The following is a 19,968-nucleotide window of genomic DNA, read 5'->3' as shown; positions in this document are numbered from 1 at the left end:
GATAAAGAAAGGGATACCTGCAATGGGTATCCCTTTTTTTTGCGTTTGCGGATTACCGGGCGCCGTTGAGATAGGCGAAAGAGATTTTGCCACCGACGGCCCTGGTGTAATTCGTGACTTTAATATCGGCGTTTGAGTAGCTGCTGTTGAACCCCGGGATGACCACGGGAAGGGTAATGTCGCGCAGGACCTCCACCGTCGTGCGACCCTCGTTGAAATTGCCTTGGGGATGGCCCGTGAGCGTGAAAGACGTGCCCGCTTTGGCTTTGATGATCCGGGCCGACTTAACTTCATCGTTGGAGCAGCCAAAGCTGTTGCTCTTCATCTTCATGGTGTAGCTCGAACTGAAAGGAATCACGCAGTCCAGATTCTGACTGGCGTTAGTGCCCTCGTAGAACGCCACGGATGCATCCGAAAAGTCGGTGGGGGTCCGGCCAATGACAATGCGTGAAGTCTTGCCATCAAGCCCGTTGTTGCGGTTATAAACTGCCTGAAAGTTGCTGTTGCTCGCGTCGGACTCGAAGCTCGGGATGACCACACGCTCGCCAATTCCGATGTTGCGCTTCACGTCGATGGTGATGTGGTCGTCCTGGGTATTGCCACTGCCACTGTCGAACAACTGAATGCGGGTTCCACTGGCAACACCCGACAAGGACATCGACCTCGCCTCATCGTTTTCACAACCGTTGGCCTTGCGATCAACCACCCCGGTTCGGACAGGGATCACGCAGACAATGTCTTGTGACCGGCTTGCATTTCGACCTTCATGCAGAAAGATGCCGCCGTTGTTGAGCGCAGCGGTATAACGCTCCGCCTCACCGCTTTTGTAATTGTTGATACCAACGTAGTTGGGGACAACACCACAGTTGTCCTGGCGGCGCTTGAGGTAGGTCAGATTGTTGTCGTAGCTGGCCGAATCGAAGACGGTCGATGTGCCCGGGTGAAACTGGTTCATGAGGAACAACCGTTTCCACTGCTTGCCCGTCGAGGTGGCAACCTTTGCGGTGTTGAGGGGTAAACCGCCCCATCGCGTTGGACATGCCCAGTCATGAGTACTTTCGATGCTGCTGGCGATGTTCCCCAAGGTGTCCCAATGGTTCTGCAGCATCCAGTCCTGATCAAACATGACCGTGATCTTTTTGCCCTGAACCCAGTAGTCGCCTGCGACCTCGCGTTTGTCCGTGAACAGGAGCAAGCGGTTATTGCGTGCCGCCATCTGGTTGATCGTCGGCCAACGGTCCGCCGCGAAGTTTGCAGGGTCGAATGAAACACTCGCCAATTCCGGCAACGTATTGAACACCTCCTGCAAATGCTCCCGCTTAACGTACGTTTCAAGGAACAGCGTCACCACCTCCCCTGGATTCCTCTGGAGGAAAGGCAGGAACTCTTTTTTTAAATGGGCAGATAACGGTCCATAGCAGGCAATTTGCTGATGGCACACTTTGATACGTTCTTCGGGGCGAGGGTTTGAACCTTCCACATAGAGATCAAGCATGAAACCCCGGACACCATCATTGAGCTGGGCCGGCATCTCCTTCAGGTTCTGGTTGATCTTTTCATAGGAATTGTGGGTGGTGACCCAGCTGTATTCGTTGAATGGTTTGTTTCGTGAGTCGAGCGTCGTCGCGTATGCGTCAAGTGTGCCGATGCTCAAGAGCGTCGCCAGCGCGCACGTCGAGTAATTGAATGTCATTGTCGAAATCCTTTTCGATAGGGTGTTTCCGGTAAGCGTTGATTGCCTCCATGCCGTGATTGGCACCTGCTGAGTAGTAGTTGTGTTTTGCGTCAGTGCAAACTTTGCGCTGTTCAGGTGTATTGCAAGATGCAAAGGCGTTGAGAGCAATCAGGCACCGTTGATTGCCAACGGAGGGGGCATACCCTTAGTTGATCATGCCCACTTTGTGAGACAACCCTTTGATGGCACAAAGGGCAAATACGCTCGTGCTGCACGCACCGCTGTCCATCGCTGACTTCAACGCCGCCACGTCGACAGTGTTGATGTAGGCGATCCCCCGCTTGAGGCTGTCTTCGTCGCCGTAGCCGCCGTGTTGCATCTCATCGAGGGCTGACTGCTTGCTCCAGCCCTGAGCAACGATGCGGTACATCGCTGCCACCAGACCGGTCCGGTCCAGGCCATGCTTGCAGTGAATCAGTACCGGCCCTTTTTGCTGCGCGGCCTGGATAGCCCTCAGGCTTTCAATCACATCGGCATCGTCGATGTGCACCACCTGCAGCGGAATCTGCACCTGCTCGACGGACGTGTCGGATAGCCATTTACTGTCACTTTCCTTGAGGAAGTTGATCACTGTGTGCACGCCAAGCTGCTGCAGAAGCGGCTGTACTGCAGCGTCCGGCTGGCGACTGCGATAAAGCGTTGGCGTGATCTGGTAGAGGTTGTAGTGCGCATCCACGAGTTGCGCCCACTGCGCCGGGCGTGATGATTGCGCCGGTGAAGAATCGTCGGCTCGAGCGAGGGAGGCAGATGACACCGCCAGTAGCAGGGCGAGTTGAGCAGCAAGCGGGCGAAGGCGCATGGAAGACGTACCGTGGAAACCAGCCATTTATCGATGGGGCAAGTTTTCGCTGCTTTGGGTCAAGGCGCTGTGAGGCGCGTGTCAAAAGTTGGTGAAAGCCGTTGATCGGAGCCGGGGTTTTTTTCAGGGTCTGAGCGTGAGGGAAATAGGTATTTCGCGATACTGTATGCATAACCAGTTATCAAGGAGCCGTCATGTCCATTCAGTTGCCCCCACGCGGGCGCGGCACCGCGACCAACCCGCATAACCGCTTCGCGCCCAACCGATCCGTGGTCGAAGACGACGGCTGGTATCAGGAAGTGCCGCTGACCCAGGGCACCACCGTTACGATGGAAACCGCCAAGAGCATCATCGCGCGCAACTCATCGCCCGACATCCCTTTCGACCGCTCGATCAATCCGTATCGGGGATGTGAACACGGTTGTATTTACTGCTACGCCCGGCCGAGCCACGCCTACTGGGACATGTCGCCGGGGCTGGACTTCGAAACCAGACTGATCGCCAAAACCAATGCGGCTGCCCTGCTGGAGCAGCAGCTGTCCAAGCCAGGCTATAGCGTCGCACCGATCACCCTGGGCGCGAATACCGATCCGTATCAGCCCATCGAGCGCGAATACACATTGAGCCGGGCGACGCTGGAAGTGCTGCTGCGCTATCGCCATCCGGTGACGATCATCACCAAGGGCTCGCTGATTCTGCGGGATCTGGACCTGCTGGCCGAGCTGGCGAAGCTGCGGCTGGTATCAGTGTTCATCAGCCTCACGACGCTGGACGATGAGCTCAAGCGCATCCTTGAACCCCGTGCTGCGGCACCCAGGGCCAGGCTGCGGGCGATTCGGGTCTTGCGCGACGCCGGTATTCCGGTGGGCGTCTTGCTGGCGCCGATGATCCCGATGATCAATGACATGGAGCTGGAGAAGTTGATGGCCGAGGCCAAGGCCGCCGGTGCATTGAGTGCGAGCTACGTAATGCTGCGTCTGCCGCTGGAGGTCGCCCCGCTGTTCGAAGAGTGGCTGCAGGCGCATTATCCGCAGAGGGCCGAACATGTGATGAGCCTGGTTCGACAAAGCCGCGGCGGTGAGGTGTACGACAGCCGCTTTGGCTCGCGAATGCGCGGTGAGGGGGTGTTCGCCGAACTGCTGGCGCAGCGTTACAGCCTGGCCATCAAGAAGTACGGCTTGAACCGGCGGGAAAGTTTTCAGCTGGACTGCAGCGCGTTTTGCCCGCCCGGTGGTCAGATGTCGCTGTTGTGACTCGGGTGGCGTCCTAACTGGGTTTCACCACGACAGGCGCTTGCGGTTTAGATTTTCTAACGCAAGACCCGCGATCTAGAGCCACGCATTCAGTTTCAATTAAGTTTGCGTCGTTAAGGTGAGTCGGAAGTGACCGATTGGTCTTGTAGGAAATGAGTCGTACGAAGGCCAGAAAAGAGTGGGTCATCCACAGGATTCGCCGGAAAATTTCACTTAAATCCGTCAGAGAGGATGAAACATGAGTGACCAGGATAAGCAGCCTCAGGCTGCGACGACAGGCGTTACGCCTCAGGTGGAAACCGCCGAGATGGCACTGAAGCAAATCGTTGATGGCTTCAAGCAATTCCGCCATGACGTCTTCCCTCAGCAGGAAGAACTGTTCAAGAAACTCGCCACCGCCCAGCATCCCCGGGCCATGTTCATCACCTGCGCCGATTCGCGCATCGTCCCGGAACTCATCACCCAAAGCTCGCCAGGCGACCTGTTCGTCACCCGTAACGTGGGTAATGTCGTCCCGCCTTATGGCCCCATGAATGGCGGCGTGTCGACGGCGATCGAGTACGCCGTTCTGGCCTTGGGCGTTCAGCACATCATCGTCTGCGGCCACTCCGATTGCGGGGCCATGCGCGCCGTTCTCAATCCCGACACCCTGGAAAAAATGCCGACGGTCAAAGCCTGGCTGCGTCATGCCGAGGTCGCCAAGACCGTTGTGCAAGACAACTGCAATTGCACCGGCGAGCATGAAACCATGCACGTGCTCACCGAAGAAAACGTCATCGCACAGCTGCAACACCTGCGCACGCACCCCTCCGTGGCGTCCAAGCTGGCCAGCGGCCAATTGTTTATCCACGGTTGGGTTTACGACATCGAGACCAGCGAGATCCGCGCCTACGATGCCGAGCAGGATTGCTTCCTGCCTCTGGATGGCGACCATCCGGTGCCCATGGCGTCGATTCCCCGCGGGCGATATTGATCGCTGGCTGACCCGCTGCGCCTGAGCGCAGCGGGTCAGCCCTGACGGTTCCACCCCCATACAAGCTCGTAGCGGCCGCGCATAGCGCGTGCCGCCGGGCGTTGTCACGTCTGAATTCCGGAGAGTCGTCATGGCTACTACTGATCTGAAAGCGCTGTTACCACGGGAGCTGCTGGCTTCCGTGGTGGTTTTTCTGGTGGCCCTGCCGCTGTGCATGGGGATCGCCATCGCTTCCGGCATGCCGCCCTCCAAGGGTCTGATCACCGGCATCATCGGCGGTCTGGTGGTGGGCTGGCTGGCCGGTTCGCCGCTTCAGGTCAGCGGCCCGGCGGCAGGTCTGGCAGTGCTGGTGTTCGAGCTGGTACGTGAACACGGTATGGCCATGCTCGGGCCGATTCTGCTACTCGCCGGTGCGCTGCAATTGCTGGCTGGACGCTTGAAGCTCGGTTGCTGGTTTCGTGTGACGGCGCCTGCGGTGGTGTACGGCATGCTCGCGGGCATCGGCGTGCTGATTGTGCTCTCCCAGGTCCACGTTATGTTCGACAGTGGGCCCAAGCCTTCCGGGCTCGATAATCTCGTGGCGTTCCCGCAGACCCTCATGGGTGCGATGGGAATGGGCAGCGCCATGCAGGCCGGCCTGCTCGGGCTGGGCACCATCGCCGTGATGTGGCTGTGGGAAAAGCGTCGGCCCCAGGCACTTCGGTTCGTACCGGGCGCGTTGCTCGGCGTCGGCATTGCGACGGTGGTGAGTCTGGTGATGAGCTTGCAGGTCAAGCGCGTCGAGGTTCCAGCCAATCTTGCAGAGGCCATCGACTGGCTGCGCCCCGCAGACCTGCTGAACCTCGCTGACCCTGCCATCCTGATCGCGGCGATTGCCGTGGCTTTCATTGCCAGCGCTGAAACCCTGTTGTCGGCAGCGGCGGTGGATCGGATGCATGACGGCCAGCGGTCGGACTTCGACAAAGAACTCAGCGCCCAGGGTGTGGGTAACATGTTGTGCGGTCTGGTCGGTGCGCTGCCGATGACGGGCGTGATCGTGCGCAGTTCGGCCAACGTCCAGGCCGGTGCCAAGACGCGGCTGTCGGCAATGTTCCACGGTTTGTGGCTGCTGGCGTTCGTGCTGTTGCTGTCCAGTGTGCTGCAAAGCATTCCTGTGGCGAGCCTGGCAGGCGTGCTGGTCTACACCGGCGTGAAGCTGGTGAATGTTCAAGCACTCAAAGGGCTGGGGCGCTATGGCCGCATGCCAATGTTCATCTATGGCGCGACCGCCAGCGCGATTGTCCTGACCGACCTGCTTACGGGTGTGTTGATCGGCTTTGGCCTGACCCTGGTGAAGCTGGCGCTGAATGCATCGCGCTTGAAAATCAACCTCGTCGATCTGCCAGCCGAGGGGGAGATGGAGCTGCGCCTGAATGGTTCGGCCACGTTCCTCAAGGTGCCGGCCCTGACCCAGACGCTGGAAACCGTGCCCCCTGGCACCACGTTGCATGTGCCGCTGGGCAACCTGACCTACATCGACCATTCCTGCCTGGAGCTGCTGGAAGAGTGGGGCCGCGCCAACGCGGCGCAGGGTTCGCGTTTACTGCTGGAGCAACGGCTGCTCAAGCGTCGCGTGGAGGGAAGGATCCGCACGTCGATTGGAGGAACAGCGCTGCATTAAGGTCCGCGTGAGGGGCGTGCGGGATCAGTCTTTCCCGCATTCCATCTCCAGCCCCACGCCCAACTGGCGTGACAGGCTGGGCCAGCGTTTCCATGCTGCTTCGGTGTCCGGGCTGGCGAGGCGCTCGCGGTAGGCTTCCACCGACTCCAGGGAGAAGCTGTCGTCGTCGAGCATCTCGTCGATGGCGTGATGCACCACTTCGTCCAGCTGATTGGCGAAGGCCTCGCCGATCAGCTGGTGGGCGATGACGCTGGCCACGGTGGTATTCATGGGTATCAGCGGCTGGCCGAAGTGCTTGATGTACAGATCGTTCACTTCTTCCACCAGCCGGTGGGCCAGGTAAGCTTCGTCCAGCAACCCATCCAGCCCTTCGTGGCCCGCCATGATGGCCGGCGGCGCCGTGAAGAATTGCTCGGCGATTTTCAGGACCGGTCTGATCTGGCTATCGATTCCGGCCTGCAACGCGACGTCATGGGCAGCGTCCAGCAGGTCCGGAACCTGACCAATGTAGGCAATGACAAAGCGCGTCAGTACGCCTCGCGCGTCTACGTCAGGCAGGTGAATGGACGGGTGGAGATGAGGAAGTTGCGACTCCAACTGGCGCGAAAGCTGACCGGATTGGGCTTCGTGTTCCTGAGCTAGGGTGATCTGCTCGCGCAATGCGGCGGTGTTCATGGATGCTCCATAGGCAGTGAAACCAGGCGGTCATTATAGGGAATTCATACATTAGCCTGCTCACGAATGGCCCTAAGACGTAATTGTCATAACAGCTTCATGCTTATGTGCATAATCGCGCGCTCGTGGACTATCAATGTGCTGAACTCATGACCCGAACCCAACAAACCGTTTTCATCCTTGCCGCCATCGTGGCGCTGGTGCTGGGTCTGACCGTCTTCCGGGTGTTGTCCGGAACGGATCAGGGCGATCAGACCGCGCTTAACGACGCGGGCATCATCCTTCTCCCGCAGAGCCGCACTGTGCCTGATCTCTCGTTCACCGATCAGGACGGTCAACCCTTTCCATTGAGCCAGTTGAAGGGTCAATGGACGGTGCTGTTCTTCGGCTACACCTTCTGCCCGGACATCTGCCCGACCACCCTCGCCCAGCTTCGTCAGATCAAAAGCGAGCTGCCCCCTGAGACCGTCGACAAGCTGCGCATCGTGCTGGTCAGCGTTGATCCTGATCGCGACACGCCGCAACAGCTCAAGCAATACCTGGGTTATTTCGACAAGGGGTTCGTCGGCTTGAGGGCGCCGGTCGATACGCTGAAGAACCTGGCGAATGCGGTGAGCATCCCGTACATCCCGGCGGACACCAGTAAGCCGGGCTATACGGTCGACCACAGCGGCAACCTCGCCCTCCTCGGCCCTGACGGCACCCAGCGCGGGTTCATCCGCGCGCCGCTGAACAGCCAGAAGCTGGTGGCGCAGTTGCCGGGGCTGGTTGAGAGGAAGTAAGGAATGATCTCGGCGTTGCGCCGAGATCATGGGCGTGTGGCGATCAGAACGCCGGGACCACGGCGCCTTTGTACTTCTCAACGATGAACGCCTTGGTTTCCGGGCTGTGCAGCGCGGCGACCAGTTTCTGGATGGCCGGGGCATCCTTGTTGTCCTCGCGGGTCACCAGGATGTTCGCGTAAGGCGACTCCGCCCCTTCGATGATCAGCGCATCCTTGGTCGGATCAAGTTTGGCGGTCAGGGCGTAGTTGGTGTTGATCAGCGCCAGGTCCACCTGCGTCAGTACGCGTGGCAGGGTCGCCGCTTCCAGCTCGCGGAACTTCAGGTTCTTCGGGTTCTGCTGCACGTCGCTTGGCTTGGCGGTGATGCTGGTCGGATCCTTCAGGGTGATCAGACCGGCCTTGACCAGCAGCAACAGGGCACGGCCCTCGTTTGTGGCGTCATTCGGGATGGCCACGTTGGCGCCATCCGGCAGCTCGGCCAGACTCTTGAGCTTGTCCGAGTAAGCGCCAAACGGCTCGATGTGAACCTTGGCCACACTCACCAGATGAGTGCCCTTGCCCTTGTTGAACTCATCCAGATACGGCTGGTGCTGGAAGAAGTTGGCGTCCATGCGGTTCTGGTCGACCTGCACGTTCGGCTGAATGTAATCGTTGAAGACCTTCACGTTCAGCGTCACGCCCTCTTTCGCCAGCATCGGCTTCACGAACTCGAGAATCTCGGCATGGGGCACGGCGGAGGCCGCAACGGTCAAGGTCTCATCGGCATGGGCAGACAGCGCCGCCACGGCAGCGAATACAGCCAACAACTTCTTCATTTCTACTACTCCTGAAATGCACGCGCAGTCGCATGCATCTGCCGGTCAGTGACCGGCGAATTCGGTTAACGGTGTGAAAAATGCGCGACCAGTCTGTCGCCGACGGTTTGCAGGATCTGCACAAGCACCAGCAGCAATACGACCGTTACAAACATCACATCGTTCTGGAAGCGTTGGTAACCATAGCGAATCGCCAGATCGCCCAGGCCACCGGCACCGACCGCACCGGCCATGGCCGTGAACGACACCAGCGCAATTGCGGTCACGGTGATTGCCGCGAGAATGCCGGGGCGTGCTTCAGGCAACAGCGCTTTGATCACGATCTGCCGGGTCGTCGCGCCCATCGCCTGAGTGGCCTCGATGATCCCGCGGTCCACTTCCCGCAGCGCGGTTTCCACCAGGCGCGCGAAGAATGGCGTGGCGCCTGCGATCAACGGTGGCAGCGTGCCAAGAATGCCCAGCGAGGTGCCGGTGATGATTTCCGTCAGCGGCATCATCACGATCAGCAGGATGATGAACGGCAACGCCCGCAGCATGTTCACGATCAAGCCGACGGTGGTGTAGACCGGCTTGTTCTCGAGCAACTGACGCGGAGAGGTCAGGAACATCAGCACGCCCAGCGGCAAGCCCAGCAGAACAGTGAAGGCGAGCGAGACGCCAAGCATGATCAGGGTGTCGCCGGTTGCCAGCCAGATTTCGTACCAGTCGACGTTGGAAAACAGGTTGAGAAAAGTGTCCATCAGCGCAGGACCTCCATATGAACGTCGGCTGCGGTGAAGCGGGCAAACGCGGCGTCCATGTCACCACCGGTGATGGCCAGCGTCAGTTGCCCGTAAGGCGTGTCTTTGATGCGGTCGATACGACCGGCCAGAATGCTGTAGTCCACGCCGGTTTCCCGCGCGACCGTGCCCAGCAATGGCGCGTAGGTCGCTTCTCCCTGAAACGTCAGGCGCACGATGCGGCCCTGAACATGGGCGAAATCACTGTTCACCTGGTTTTCGTCGACCTCTTCGTCTTCCTGCACAAAGCGGCGAGTGGTCGGGTGCTTGGGGTGCAGAAACACATCGGCCACAGCGCCCTGTTCGACGATCACGCCCGCATCCATGACGGCCACCTGATCGCAGACGCGACGGATCACGTCCATTTCGTGGGTGATCAGCACGATGGTCAGCTTCAGTTCGCGATTGATCTCGGCCAACAGCTGCAACACCGAGGCCGTGGTTTGCGGGTCGAGGGCGCTGGTGGCCTCGTCGCACAGCAGAATCTTCGGCTTGGTCGCCAGCGCGCGGGCGATGCCAACGCGTTGCTTCTGACCGCCGGACAATTGCGCTGGGTACTTTTTGGCGTGATCGGAAAGACCCACGCGAGCGAGCAGCTCGGCCACGCGCTGATCGATCTGCCCGCGGGACATGTCCCCGGCCAGCGTCAGTGGCATGGCGACGTTGTCGGCCACTGTCTTGGACGACAGCAGGTTGAAGTGCTGAAAAATCATGCCGACCTGGCGGCGGAAGCCGCGCAGACCCTCGGCGTCCAATGCGGTGACGTCGACGTCATCGACCAGGATCTGGCCGCCACTCGGCGCTTCAAGGCGGTTGATCAGGCGCAGCATGGTGCTTTTGCCGGCGCCGGAGTGGCCAATCAGGCCAAACACCTGGCCATTTTCGATGCGCAGGCTGGTGGGGTGCAGCGCGGGAATTTCCCGGTCGGCGACCCGATAGGTTTTGTGGACGTTCTGGAACTCGATCACGGAGCGAACCTTGTGGGGCGCGTTGAAAAATCAGCGTGGAGACTTATGCCTTCATCACGCTGCTGAGCGATGCCATTTCGGCTTCGGCTGGGTAAACCGGGCGCGCATTTTAGCCTGTCGAATCCGGATTGGGCCCAGCCTTCTTATCATTTATTTCACACTGCACCTGCCGAACGGTCATATGCACGGCCGACTGTCGGGCTGACGAAGGAAATCGATGAATCCGAAAAACAAACGGAACGGCTGATTTCATCGTCAGTCACTTACTTAGCGCCTGAATAATGCCTGACCTCGTGTCAGGTGTTGCCGCCTGCGAGCTCCTGCTGCCTCCACACCATGGAACGCCGAACAGGGAGCCGTCCGAACCGAGGAGTTTTGTCTGATGAGTAAGAACACCAATCCGCCTGTTAGCGCCACCGCCAACAGTGAACTGGCTGGCACTGACACGCTGGATCGTGGCAATACCAACGCCAAGATCGAAAGCCTTGAAACCTTCCGCTCCGACGCCACCGGCGAGGCTTTGCGTACCAATCAGGGCGTAAAGATCTCCGACAACCAAAACACGCTGAAAGTCGGCTCGCGCGGCCCGTCGCTGCTTGAAGACTTCATCATGCGCGAGAAGATTACCCACTTCGACCACGAACGTATCCCGGAGCGTATCGTCCACGCGCGCGGTACTGCGGCTCACGGTTACTTCCAGACCTATGAAAACCATTCGGCGCTTTCCAAAGCCGAATTCCTTCGTGACCCGGGCAAGAAAACCCCGGTCTTCGTACGCTTCTCCACGGTTCAAGGCCCACGCGGCTCCGGCGATACCGTGCGTGACGTACGTGGTTTCGCGGTCAAGTTCTACACCGGCGAAGGTAACTACGACCTGGTCGGTAACAACATGCCGGTGTTCTTCATTCAAGACGCCATCAAGTTCCCCGATTTCGTACACGCGGTGAAGCCAGAGCCTCACAACGAAATCCCTACGGGCGGCTCGGCCCACGACACCTTCTGGGACTTCGTATCCCTAGTGCCGGAATCCGCGCACATGGTGCTGTGGACCATGTCCGACCGTGCGATTCCGAAAAGCCTGCGCTCTATGCAGGGTTTCGGCATTCACACGTTCCGCATGATCAACACCGAAGGTAAATCCACTTTCGTTAAATTCCACTGGAAGCCTAAGTACGGTACGTGCTCTCTGGTGTGGGACGAAGCGCAGAAGCTTGCGGGCAAGGACACCGATTTCCACCGCCGCGACCTGTGGGAGTCCATCGAGATGGGCGACTACCCGGAATGGGAACTGGGCGTTCAGATCGTTGCCGAGGAAGACGAGCACAAGTTCGACTTTGACATTCTGGACCCGACCAAAATCATCCCGGAAGAGCTGGTGCCGGTAACACCGCTGGGCAAGATGGTGCTCAACCGTAACCCAGACAACTACTTCGCCGAGACCGAGCAGGTTGCGTTCTGCCCAGGCCACGTCGTGCCGGGTATCGACTTCTCCAATGATCCGCTGCTGCAAGGTCGGCTGTTTTCCTACACCGATACGCAGATCAGCCGACTGGGCGGGCCGAACTTCCACGAGATCCCGATCAACCGTCCGGTCTCGCCGAACCACAACAACCAGCGTGATGCTCAACACCGCACCACCATCGACAAGGGTCGCGCTTCCTACGAGCCGAACTCGATCGACGGCGGCTGGCCGAAAGAAACCCCTGCAGGTCCAGAGGATGGCGGCTTCGAGACGTATCCAGAACGCATCGAAGCGCACAAAGTGCGTGAACGCAGCCCGTCGTTTGGCGATCACTTCTCCCAAGCCACGCTGTTCTTCAACAGCATGAGCGAGCACGAGAAAGAGCACATCATCGCGGCTTACAGCTTCGAGCTGGGCAAGGTTGAACGTGAGCACATTCGCGCACGTCAGGTGAACGAGATTCTCGCGAATATCGACCTCACCCTAGCCGCACGTGTGGCTGAAAATCTTGGCTTGCCGGCGCCGAAAGCCGCTACCGTCAAGGCGCAAGGCAACGGCAAGTTGAGCGTCGACAGCTCGCCCCTGCTGAGCCAGGCGAACCTGCTGCCTGCTGACATTGCTTCGCGCAAAGTTGCCATCCTCGTCGCGAACGGTGTTGACGACAAAGCTGTAGCGACGATGAAATCGGCGCTGGAAGCCAAAGGCGCGCACGCCAAGGTGCTGGGTCCTACCTCGGCACCGGTCAAAACCGCGAGTGGCGCGTCCCTGGCAGTGGATGCTTCGATGGAAGGTTTGCCATCGGTCGCGTTCGACGCTGTGTTCATCCCGGGCGGCGAAGCTTCGATCAAGGCCCTGAGCGGCGACGGCGTGGCACTGCACTACGTGCTTGAGGCGTACAAGCACCTCAAAGCCATCGCCTACGCGGGCGACGCGCAGAAATTGATCGACCTACTGCGTCTGGAATCCGATGCCGGCTTGCTGACCGTTTCGGACGAAGCCTCCTGCAAGGCGTTCTTCGATGCGATCCAGCAGCACCGCGTCTGGGCTCGTGAGCCGAAAGCGAAAGCGATTCCTGCGTAATCTGCAGGGCTGGCAGTAACAAAAAAGGCGTTGCCCGCGAGGGCAACGCCTTTTCTTTTGATCAAAGACCGATCAGGGCTGAGCGGGCTTCAACACGATTTTCGCCGGCTCAGTGCGCTCGATTTCGCGCTGCATCTGCAACTCGAAATCCGGGTTGATCTTCGTAATGAGCTTTCAGTGCGTGACCAATCACAACGAGCCTCCTCCCACAGCGCTGCAATCAGCACGTTGAAAAAGGCAAAGAACTCTTCTGAGACTTCAGGACATGAGCGCAGTAAACCATAATGGTCCGCATCTTTAACGTGCTAGCTATTTTTATCTATATTCAAAATACTTTATCATCATTTCAGTTGGTAGGTTCCTATCGACGTTCAAAGCGTGTAGCAGCTCAAGAAACCATGACAGGTTATCTCCTAGGTCTGAGCGTTTGGTCTCATCCCAGTAGAGAAGACAGATAGCAAGTCTTGCCATTAATATATTACGGTCTCGGAATTCACGCACCGCTGCTGAATCATCAATTATTGACCACCAAGTTGAGGCTTTAGCAGTAAGTGTCTCAACAGGGATCTTGTCTTCAATATAGTCCCCCACCAACCTCATCGGATCGTTTTCGGGATTTGAAAAATGAATATCCAATGCGTCCAAAACGCTGACAAAGAACGTAAGCTGATGCTTAAGTGCATTAGAGTCGCCGGCAGGTCGAACTATTGAGTTGATACTATATTTTTTAAAGTGTTCGCGATCCATGATTTATTTCCAATTACTCAAGGCGGTTGAGCGATACTGGCTGTATGAGCCGCTTCCTTTTTTTTTCATCCTCAGATTTAGATTAAACAGAAACGAGCTCTAGGGCCTAGGGCGGCTGTCCACCTCGAATCAGCAAAAAAACCGAGGCCAGCCCTTTTAGGTAATCACAGAAAAGAAAGAGGCCGCTATTCAAAGCCTAATCCTTGGTAAAGAACTCAATTAAAAGCGGGCGGATCCCGGGAATAACTTTCTTTAAGTAGACCAAGTAGAGATATACCGCTGTTGGCTCAGTTGAGTCTCCTTCTTCCCATTCCTCTTGAGTTCCATAGCAGACGATTACACACCTAGCAAGATTTGAAAGGGCGGCGTTTGGTCCACATTGCTGGTCGTGCAAAACCCAAAGTTCATGCATCAGTTTTATTATTGCTGGGTCGCGTCGATCTATTTTTCGACAAGCGACCGCTTTTTTTAGATGAGGAACAAGATTTGGCGTTCGCTCGTCAAAAATGCTAGAAAATGTTCCGTTGTCAAAAAGTCCTAGCAAGAACTTTCCAAAAAGACGTCTAACTGTGTCGTATGACAATCCCTCCTCAACGAATCGTTGTTCGAGTGCTTCCATCTCTAGAGCTTCTATCTCATCAATCATATTAATGTTCCATCCTTGATGCCAAGGGTCTTCCTGGTTTCCAATCACCTGAAATTCCGTCCCTCACGCCGAGCCGATTCATAACAGGTAAACAGGAATCGCAAAATTGAGTTAAAGGGAGGTGTCACGTCTGGCCGCTCGCCTTTGCCCGTGTTGGTTGCAACAAAGCTAAAGGGGCTCGCCCAGTTCAACCCTAGGACGTAAGAGATTTCTAAAGAAAATCATATATCGCTGCGCAATCTGCGGACGGCACCTTATCAAGCTAAACAGGTAAAAGTCTAAAGGTGTAGGTTCGCCGGAGTCCATCTCTAGCCAGCCTTCCTCTGTTCCAAAGCACAGAATCACGCATCTCGCCAGCTTGGAACTAGCTGCGTCGCTCTCCGTTCTTAGCTCTTCGATCTCCCACAATACAGAGATAAGCATTTTCGTCATGCAATCTTCTTTATTTATTCTTTCGTGCGCCGCCGCCACATTAAGACAAGAAACAAATTTCTCCATTATTCCCTTAGGAATGTCGCTAAAGCTGCCATCACTTATCAGCTGGAGTAAAAATTTAGCGTAATGACGCCTCAAATCATCTATCGACACTCCGTGTAAGACCAGTGCTTCTTCAAGAACGTCAATCTCTTGGGCAAGTTGATCACTTATCATTGTAAAACTCCGTCTTTGATACCGAGAGCTCCCATCACTTGGGAACAGGAAGGACAAAAAGGCATCGGTTTGCCATCGTTGCGTACGGTCGTAAAGGTGGCACCTTCAACTAGTTGCTGTAACTGGGGAACGCTCTGCGCGTCGTGATTGCGCGCTATCTTGCTAAGTAGGTCAGCTTCTCCGCAGTCCCCATGAAACAACTCAGTACGTTTGTCGCGCGGAACCGAAGCGTAGAGGTCCCTCACAACGGGGTGCTCTGCGCCAGCGCCACCGGCTCGCGTGCTGTAACCAACCTCGGGTATTGGGATTGGCCCGTCGTCACCGGTGGAGCGAGTGCCTTTGTTATTTGGTGTGATTCCGAGTTTTCGTTTCAACCCCAGCGGGTCAAACCACCCTGACGGATTCGGCACGTAGTGGTAGAGGTTTAGCCCACCACTGTAGCCAATCGGATCCTTGCTGATGAACCGCCCGACCCTTGGATCATAATACCGATGCCTGTTGTAGTGCAGGCCGGTTTCGTGGTCGTGGTATTGGCCCTGGAATCGGATCGGGTTGGTCAGGCCGATCTGTTGGGCGAATTCGGAGCGCTGTTCTTGCGCCTCGCCCCACGCTTTGTATTGCGCGCTCCAGGCGGTGTTGCCGTTTTGGTCGGTGATTTCCTGTGAGGTGCCGAGGTGGTCGCATTGGTACCAGGCCAAGGCGTCGACTTTTAGTGCGACGGGTTTGTAGTTCCAAAGCGGGTCTTCTTTGAAGTTGTAGCGCCCTTCGTAAGTGGGTTGGCTTACGAGGCGGATGGTTTCGTGGCGGATGGCCTGGGCCACCGGCACGAAAGTACCGGGTTCGTGGATGTAGTGGACGGTGCGGCCGAGGGCACCTGCGTACGGCGGCGGGCTGCTTTCCCAAGCGAGGTTGTCGCCGTCCCAGCCGTACAGGGTAAAGCTGCAGCCGAGTTCGCGTTCATTGCGAGCGTGTTCGTTTTCGTTCCAGCCGGTGCCGGCTTCGGGGCGCGGCCGGTAGTGGGCTTTGGAGGATTTGTAGAGGCGACGTCCGAGGGGGTCGTAGCCGAAATCGACGGTCAGACGGGGATCGCGGAAATGCGCGAGGCGATCAAAGAGGTCCCAGTGCAGTTCACTGCGCAGGCCGTTGGTCCAACGCTCGGTAAGGTTGCCGCGTTCGTCGTACTCGTAGTGGCCGCCGGCGTAGTCGCGGAGCAGGTTGTCCATGAGTTTGTTGCGGACAGGTTCGGGGTCGAGTGGACGGCGGACGGGTGCTGCGCTGTCGTCGAGCAGGTTGCTCGCGGGGTCGAAGGCGAAGGTTTCCACACCCAAGCGACTGGTCGCATTGATTAGTCGGCTGACGGGATCGTAGCGATAAGAAAGCGGCCCGCGGCGGCTGTCGTTGATGTCGGTGAGCTGGCCGGCGGCATCGTAGGTGTACGCGCGTTTAATGAGTGTGGACTTGTCGTCGGCGCGTCCCAGCAGTTGCTCGTTTAAACGCCCAGTTGCATCCCAGCTTTGGGTTTGCAGAACTTGGTTGCCCTGATGGCGAGCGACTTCGCGGTGCAGGTCATCGCGTTCGTAACTGAGCAGTTCGTGCTCGTCGAGCTTCATACCCAGCAAATGACCGCTGCCGTAGGTCAGCCAGCTGACGCGATGTCCGTCCGGTCTGATAGTCGCGACGCGGTGGTTAAGCGGGTCGTACTCGTGCTGCCAGACGGCGACCAGCGGTTATATAAGGCTGGTGTAGTGCTGATGTTCGCGCAGCAGGTTGCCGGCCGGGTCGTGGAACCATTGCAGCTTGCTGACGGCGTTGGTCGCCATGACCAGATGGCCATTGCCGTCGTAGGCAAAGGTTTCGCTCTGGGACTGTTCGCCGAGGGTGGCGCGGCGCTCGGTCAAGCGGCCCATCGGGTCGAAGGTCAGCGCAATGGCCCGCTGGCCGTTGAGGGTCTCGGCAAGGCGCCCGGTTTCGGGATCGTATTGATAGCGAGTCGAGCGCCCGTCGAAGCCGCGCTCTTCCAAAAGTCTTCCGACCGGGTCGTAGTGAAAGTGCGCGCGCCGCTCGTTTTCGTTTTCCAGCGCCACCAGCCGGCCAAGCTTGTCCCAGCGGTAACGCAAGGTTTGTTCGGCGGCGTCGATGCGTTCGGCAATAAAACCGGCAGCCGTGTAGCGCCAGGTGGTGCAGCGTTCAAGACCATCGGAGTGGGCCAGCAAACGACCTTCGGCATCGCGGCTAAAACGTTCTTCGGTTTTGTCCGGATGCTTGATCAGCACTAACTGACCTAACTTGTACTCGTAGGCCGTGCTGTGCCCGGCCGGATCGGTGAAGCGGATCATCTGGCCGCGTTCGTCGTACTCCCAAGCGCTTACCTTCCCGGTGCAGTCGGTGTACTTAACGAGTTGTCCGGCGTCGTTGTAGGCCAACGCTTTTGTATTGCCGTTGGCGTCCTTGATCGCAGTAGGAAGACCAAACGAGTTGTAGGCGTATTCGGTAACGTTCTCTAGCGGATCGATCGCCTCAACCAAGTTTCCGCGAAGGTCATAGTCCCGTTTCCACAACCCGCCTTCGCCATCGCTGATTTTGATCAGATGGCTTTTGTCGTCGTAGGCGTAATTCATCACGCTGTGGTCAGCGCGGGTGTGCTCGGTCAGATTGCTCAGCTTGTCGTAGCGATAACGGTCTGTACTGCCATCGGTATGGACGTGGCGAATGATGTTTTTTGCAGCATCACGGAAGAACCATTCCGAACGCCCGTCGGCGTGGCAGATGCGATAGGTGTAACCGAGGCCGTCGTAGTAATGCCGGGTTTCGTGACCCAAAGCGTCAGTGACGTAGGTCAGACGGATGTTTTCATCCCACGCCAATCGCGTGTCAAAACTGCCGTCGTCAGCCCATTCGCGGATGGCCTTCGCATCGGGACCGGAGCCTTGCCATTGAAGATTCAAACCGCGATTCGTACGGTCGGTGTAGCGAGTGATCAGGTGATTTTGATACTGATAACGCCAGGCCGAGCCGTTCTCGTCTTGTGCCAGAACAAGATCGCCGGAATCATCGTACTGATACGCACACAGTTGGCGTTTAACCTCGCCATCGCGAACTTCCCAGAGACCGGTCAGCCGCCCCTGATCATCAATCAACGTACCCAGACGAAGATGGACTTTGTTTAGATCTTTCTCCGAGTAAGTGACCAACTCGGAGAGCACCAAACGCCCATCATGCCGATGCTCGTGATGCAGCATGACCCCGGCGCCGTTGGGCAGCATCTTGTTGATCAGAACAAAGCGCTTGCCCCGCCGAACATAGGTCTCCCTGTGATCCAGGCCACGCATCAGCAACAGCCGATCCTTGCTGAGTCGAATAACGGTCAGATTTTCAATGGCGTTGAAGTGGAACAGCTTGACCTTGGGCAGAGGGAATTCATGGCTGCGACCGTCGGAGTCATGAAACACCAACCGGTCATCCACACAATCAAACCGCGTGGTAAACGGCGTGATCCAGCGTGCGCCAATAACATCCTGATCGTAAGCATCCAGACTCGAGCAATAAGTCCGCGCCCACTCAATCGGAAACGGCCCCGGCAGACTGAAATCGGTATGCCGCACCGACTCCGAACCCATCGCAAAACTAATGCTGTTGCCCGTAGCGGCACAGACACAGTTTATCTTCGGGTTGGGCTGGCCCTTTGCTGGCGTCTCACGCTGAACCTTCTCAAGCTTGCCTTCCCCGGCCCTGCGCTTGGCCTGATTAGTCACCCCAGGCTTGATGTTGAACGATTGACCATGCCCGTTGCGCGCCCGCCAACTGACAACGGCGCCGTCCAACGTTAGCAGCAAAGAACCAAGCGAGTTCTGAGCCCCAGGATCCGCCAGCCCTTTGATCTGGGTCCGAAGCTCCGGCCCCATCGCACGCAACAAATCGGCCTGTTTGACGACCTCTTTTTTAACTGCTTCAGGCACAAGATGTTCAACAGCGCCATTTACCGCACCCTTGCCCGCAGCAGCGCAAACCTCCGCAGCCGCCGCAAAGATGTTGCCAATCGCCGCCTTAGGGTCGTAAGCCCAGAGATCTCCAGCGGCATGAACCAACTGCTCCGCTTCCAGCAAGTCAGCCTTGGCGTTCAGCTCCGGGTTAACCAGCTTCTCCAGACCATCAGCGATCTGAAAAAGTACGCCTTCCCCAAGCTTCCCCGCATCCTCGAGAATCCCGGGGAGCTTGCCCTGCGCCTGGCTCACAAAGTCATCAAGCGTCCCGACAATGGTGGCATTCAGATGCCCGATCAAAACCTCGATCAGCGCATCCCCCAACACCATCTTCCCGGCCTGACGCATCTCCTGACGCACCAGAAACAGCATCGGCCGCAAGCTCATCCGTGCTGCCGCCATGCCTGGCGGGATGGGGATCATGCCGATCAGATTGATGCCCAAACTGACCCAATCCAGAGGGTCGCGCTCGTCACTGGTCGCAAGCCGGACAATGTCATTCAGCGCATCGACCAGCGCCATGATGTTGCCCACGACGGGGAGTCCACCCGCTACAGTCTTGATCCGCTCAAGCGTGACAAACCCGCCGCTGATCTCTTGCAGCCAGGCATCAAAACTGGCCGCACCAAGACCAACGTCTTCCACCTGAATCAGATCAAGCGGAACGATCGCCACTTGCGTTTCGCGTTGCTCGCCACCAACGGGCGGATTTAGGGGGCTTGCCAAGGGTGCTCTCCGTGCTCAAAAAAACCACCCGAAATGACGTGAATGCCAATCCGGGGGCCACGGAGATATCAAGGGCTGTGCCAGCTACAAATTAGCCAAACAAAAACAACAGCTTAAGAAATAAAACGACACGTTTTAGCGAACGCTAAACCCGAAACCCCATAAAAAGTGGGCAAGTAGTTGGGGGCCCCGGCGGCACATCTTGGGCCCACGCCCACCCACCACAAACCTCGGG

At 57.6% G+C, this 19,968-nt stretch carries 14 protein-coding genes and 1 pseudogene; 5 read left to right on the top strand and 10 right to left on the bottom strand.

The window, feature by feature from the left end:
- Positions 1–52: 52 nt before the first annotated feature.
- Positions 53–1,693, bottom strand: coding sequence for a hypothetical protein (locus QWI18_RS02850; protein ID WP_369318177.1), 1,641 nt, complete (start codon positions 1,691–1,693; stop codon positions 53–55).
- A gap of 187 nt (positions 1,694–1,880) precedes the next feature.
- Positions 1,881–2,534 carry a dual specificity protein phosphatase family protein gene (locus QWI18_RS02845; protein ID WP_369318176.1) on the bottom strand — a complete coding sequence of 218 codons (654 nt, stop codon included), beginning with the start codon at positions 2,532–2,534 and terminating at the stop codon, positions 1,881–1,883.
- Between the two features lie 194 nt (positions 2,535–2,728).
- On the opposite strand from QWI18_RS02845, the gene QWI18_RS02840 reads away from it, so the two are divergent.
- The 3 genes from QWI18_RS02840 (at position 2,729) to QWI18_RS02830 (ending at position 6,420) form a co-directional block, all read left to right on the top strand.
- Positions 2,729–3,787: a PA0069 family radical SAM protein gene (locus tag QWI18_RS02840; protein ID WP_369318175.1), complete on the top strand. Its 1,059-nt coding sequence runs from the start codon at positions 2,729–2,731 to the stop codon at positions 3,785–3,787.
- Positions 3,788–4,025: 238 nt separating this feature from the next.
- Positions 4,026–4,760 (top strand): carbonic anhydrase, encoded by a 735-nt coding sequence (locus QWI18_RS02835; protein WP_065987969.1) that lies wholly within the window; start codon positions 4,026–4,028, stop codon positions 4,758–4,760.
- Positions 4,761–4,890: 130 nt separating this feature from the next.
- Positions 4,891–6,420, top strand: a complete 1,530-nt coding sequence (locus QWI18_RS02830) for a SulP family inorganic anion transporter (protein WP_065987967.1) — start codon at positions 4,891–4,893, stop codon at positions 6,418–6,420.
- A 24-nt stretch (positions 6,421–6,444) separates the two neighbouring features.
- On the opposite strand, the gene QWI18_RS02825 is transcribed toward QWI18_RS02830, so the two are convergent.
- Complete coding sequence (locus tag QWI18_RS02825; RefSeq protein ID WP_369318174.1) at positions 6,445–7,095, bottom strand: hypothetical protein; 651 nt, start codon at positions 7,093–7,095, stop codon at positions 6,445–6,447.
- Between the two features lie 149 nt (positions 7,096–7,244).
- Between QWI18_RS02825 and QWI18_RS02820 the strand changes: the two genes are divergently transcribed.
- The gene (locus QWI18_RS02820; RefSeq protein ID WP_192130565.1) at positions 7,245–7,877 is read left to right on the top strand and encodes an SCO family protein; all 633 of its coding nucleotides are present in this window, start codon (positions 7,245–7,247) and stop codon (positions 7,875–7,877) included.
- 43 nt (positions 7,878–7,920) lie between these two features.
- Here QWI18_RS02820 and QWI18_RS02815 read toward each other — a convergent pair whose 3' ends face one another.
- The 3 genes from QWI18_RS02815 to QWI18_RS02805 form a co-directional block, all read right to left on the bottom strand.
- On the bottom strand, positions 7,921–8,694 hold the full coding sequence (locus QWI18_RS02815; protein WP_065987962.1) for a MetQ/NlpA family ABC transporter substrate-binding protein: 774 nt from the start codon (positions 8,692–8,694) through the stop codon (positions 7,921–7,923).
- A gap of 65 nt (positions 8,695–8,759) precedes the next feature.
- Entirely contained in the window at positions 8,760–9,434 is a 675-nt protein-coding gene (locus tag QWI18_RS02810) for a methionine ABC transporter permease (protein WP_065987960.1), read from the bottom strand.
- On the bottom strand, positions 9,434–10,441 hold the full coding sequence (locus QWI18_RS02805; RefSeq protein WP_369318173.1) for a methionine ABC transporter ATP-binding protein: 1,008 nt from the start codon (positions 10,439–10,441) through the stop codon (positions 9,434–9,436). The genes QWI18_RS02810 and QWI18_RS02805 overlap by 1 nt, the downstream gene beginning before the upstream one ends.
- Before the next feature lie 382 nt (positions 10,442–10,823).
- Here QWI18_RS02805 and katE point away from each other — a divergent pair, with 382 nt between their 5' ends.
- On the top strand, positions 10,824–12,983 hold the full coding sequence (gene katE, locus QWI18_RS02800) for a catalase HPII (RefSeq protein WP_369318172.1): 2,160 nt from the start codon (positions 10,824–10,826) through the stop codon (positions 12,981–12,983).
- Positions 12,984–13,298: 315 nt separating this feature from the next.
- Here katE and QWI18_RS02795 read toward each other — a convergent pair whose 3' ends face one another.
- The 4 genes and pseudogenes from QWI18_RS02795 to QWI18_RS02780 all read right to left on the bottom strand — a co-directional run.
- Entirely contained in the window at positions 13,299–13,730 is a 432-nt protein-coding gene (locus QWI18_RS02795; RefSeq protein WP_369318171.1) for a hypothetical protein, read from the bottom strand.
- 196 nt (positions 13,731–13,926) lie between these two features.
- The gene (locus QWI18_RS02790; protein WP_369318170.1) at positions 13,927–14,376 is read right to left on the bottom strand and encodes a hypothetical protein; all 450 of its coding nucleotides are present in this window, start codon (positions 14,374–14,376) and stop codon (positions 13,927–13,929) included.
- 168 nt (positions 14,377–14,544) lie between these two features.
- Positions 14,545–15,027, bottom strand: a complete 483-nt coding sequence (locus QWI18_RS02785) for a hypothetical protein (protein ID WP_369318169.1) — start codon at positions 15,025–15,027, stop codon at positions 14,545–14,547.
- A gap of 368 nt (positions 15,028–15,395) precedes the next feature.
- Positions 15,396–19,652, bottom strand: a pseudogene (locus QWI18_RS02780) (RHS repeat-associated core domain-containing protein); the annotation flags it as partial.
- Positions 19,653–19,968: the final 316 nt, after the last annotated feature.

Origin of the sequence: Pseudomonas sp. W2Oct36 (assembly GCF_041060465.1) — a bacterium.
GTDB lineage: Bacteria > Pseudomonadota > Gammaproteobacteria > Pseudomonadales > Pseudomonadaceae > Aquipseudomonas > Aquipseudomonas graminis_B.
The sequence above is the reverse complement of the archived record's forward strand: the minus strand, read 5'-3'. Positions and strand labels throughout refer to the sequence as shown.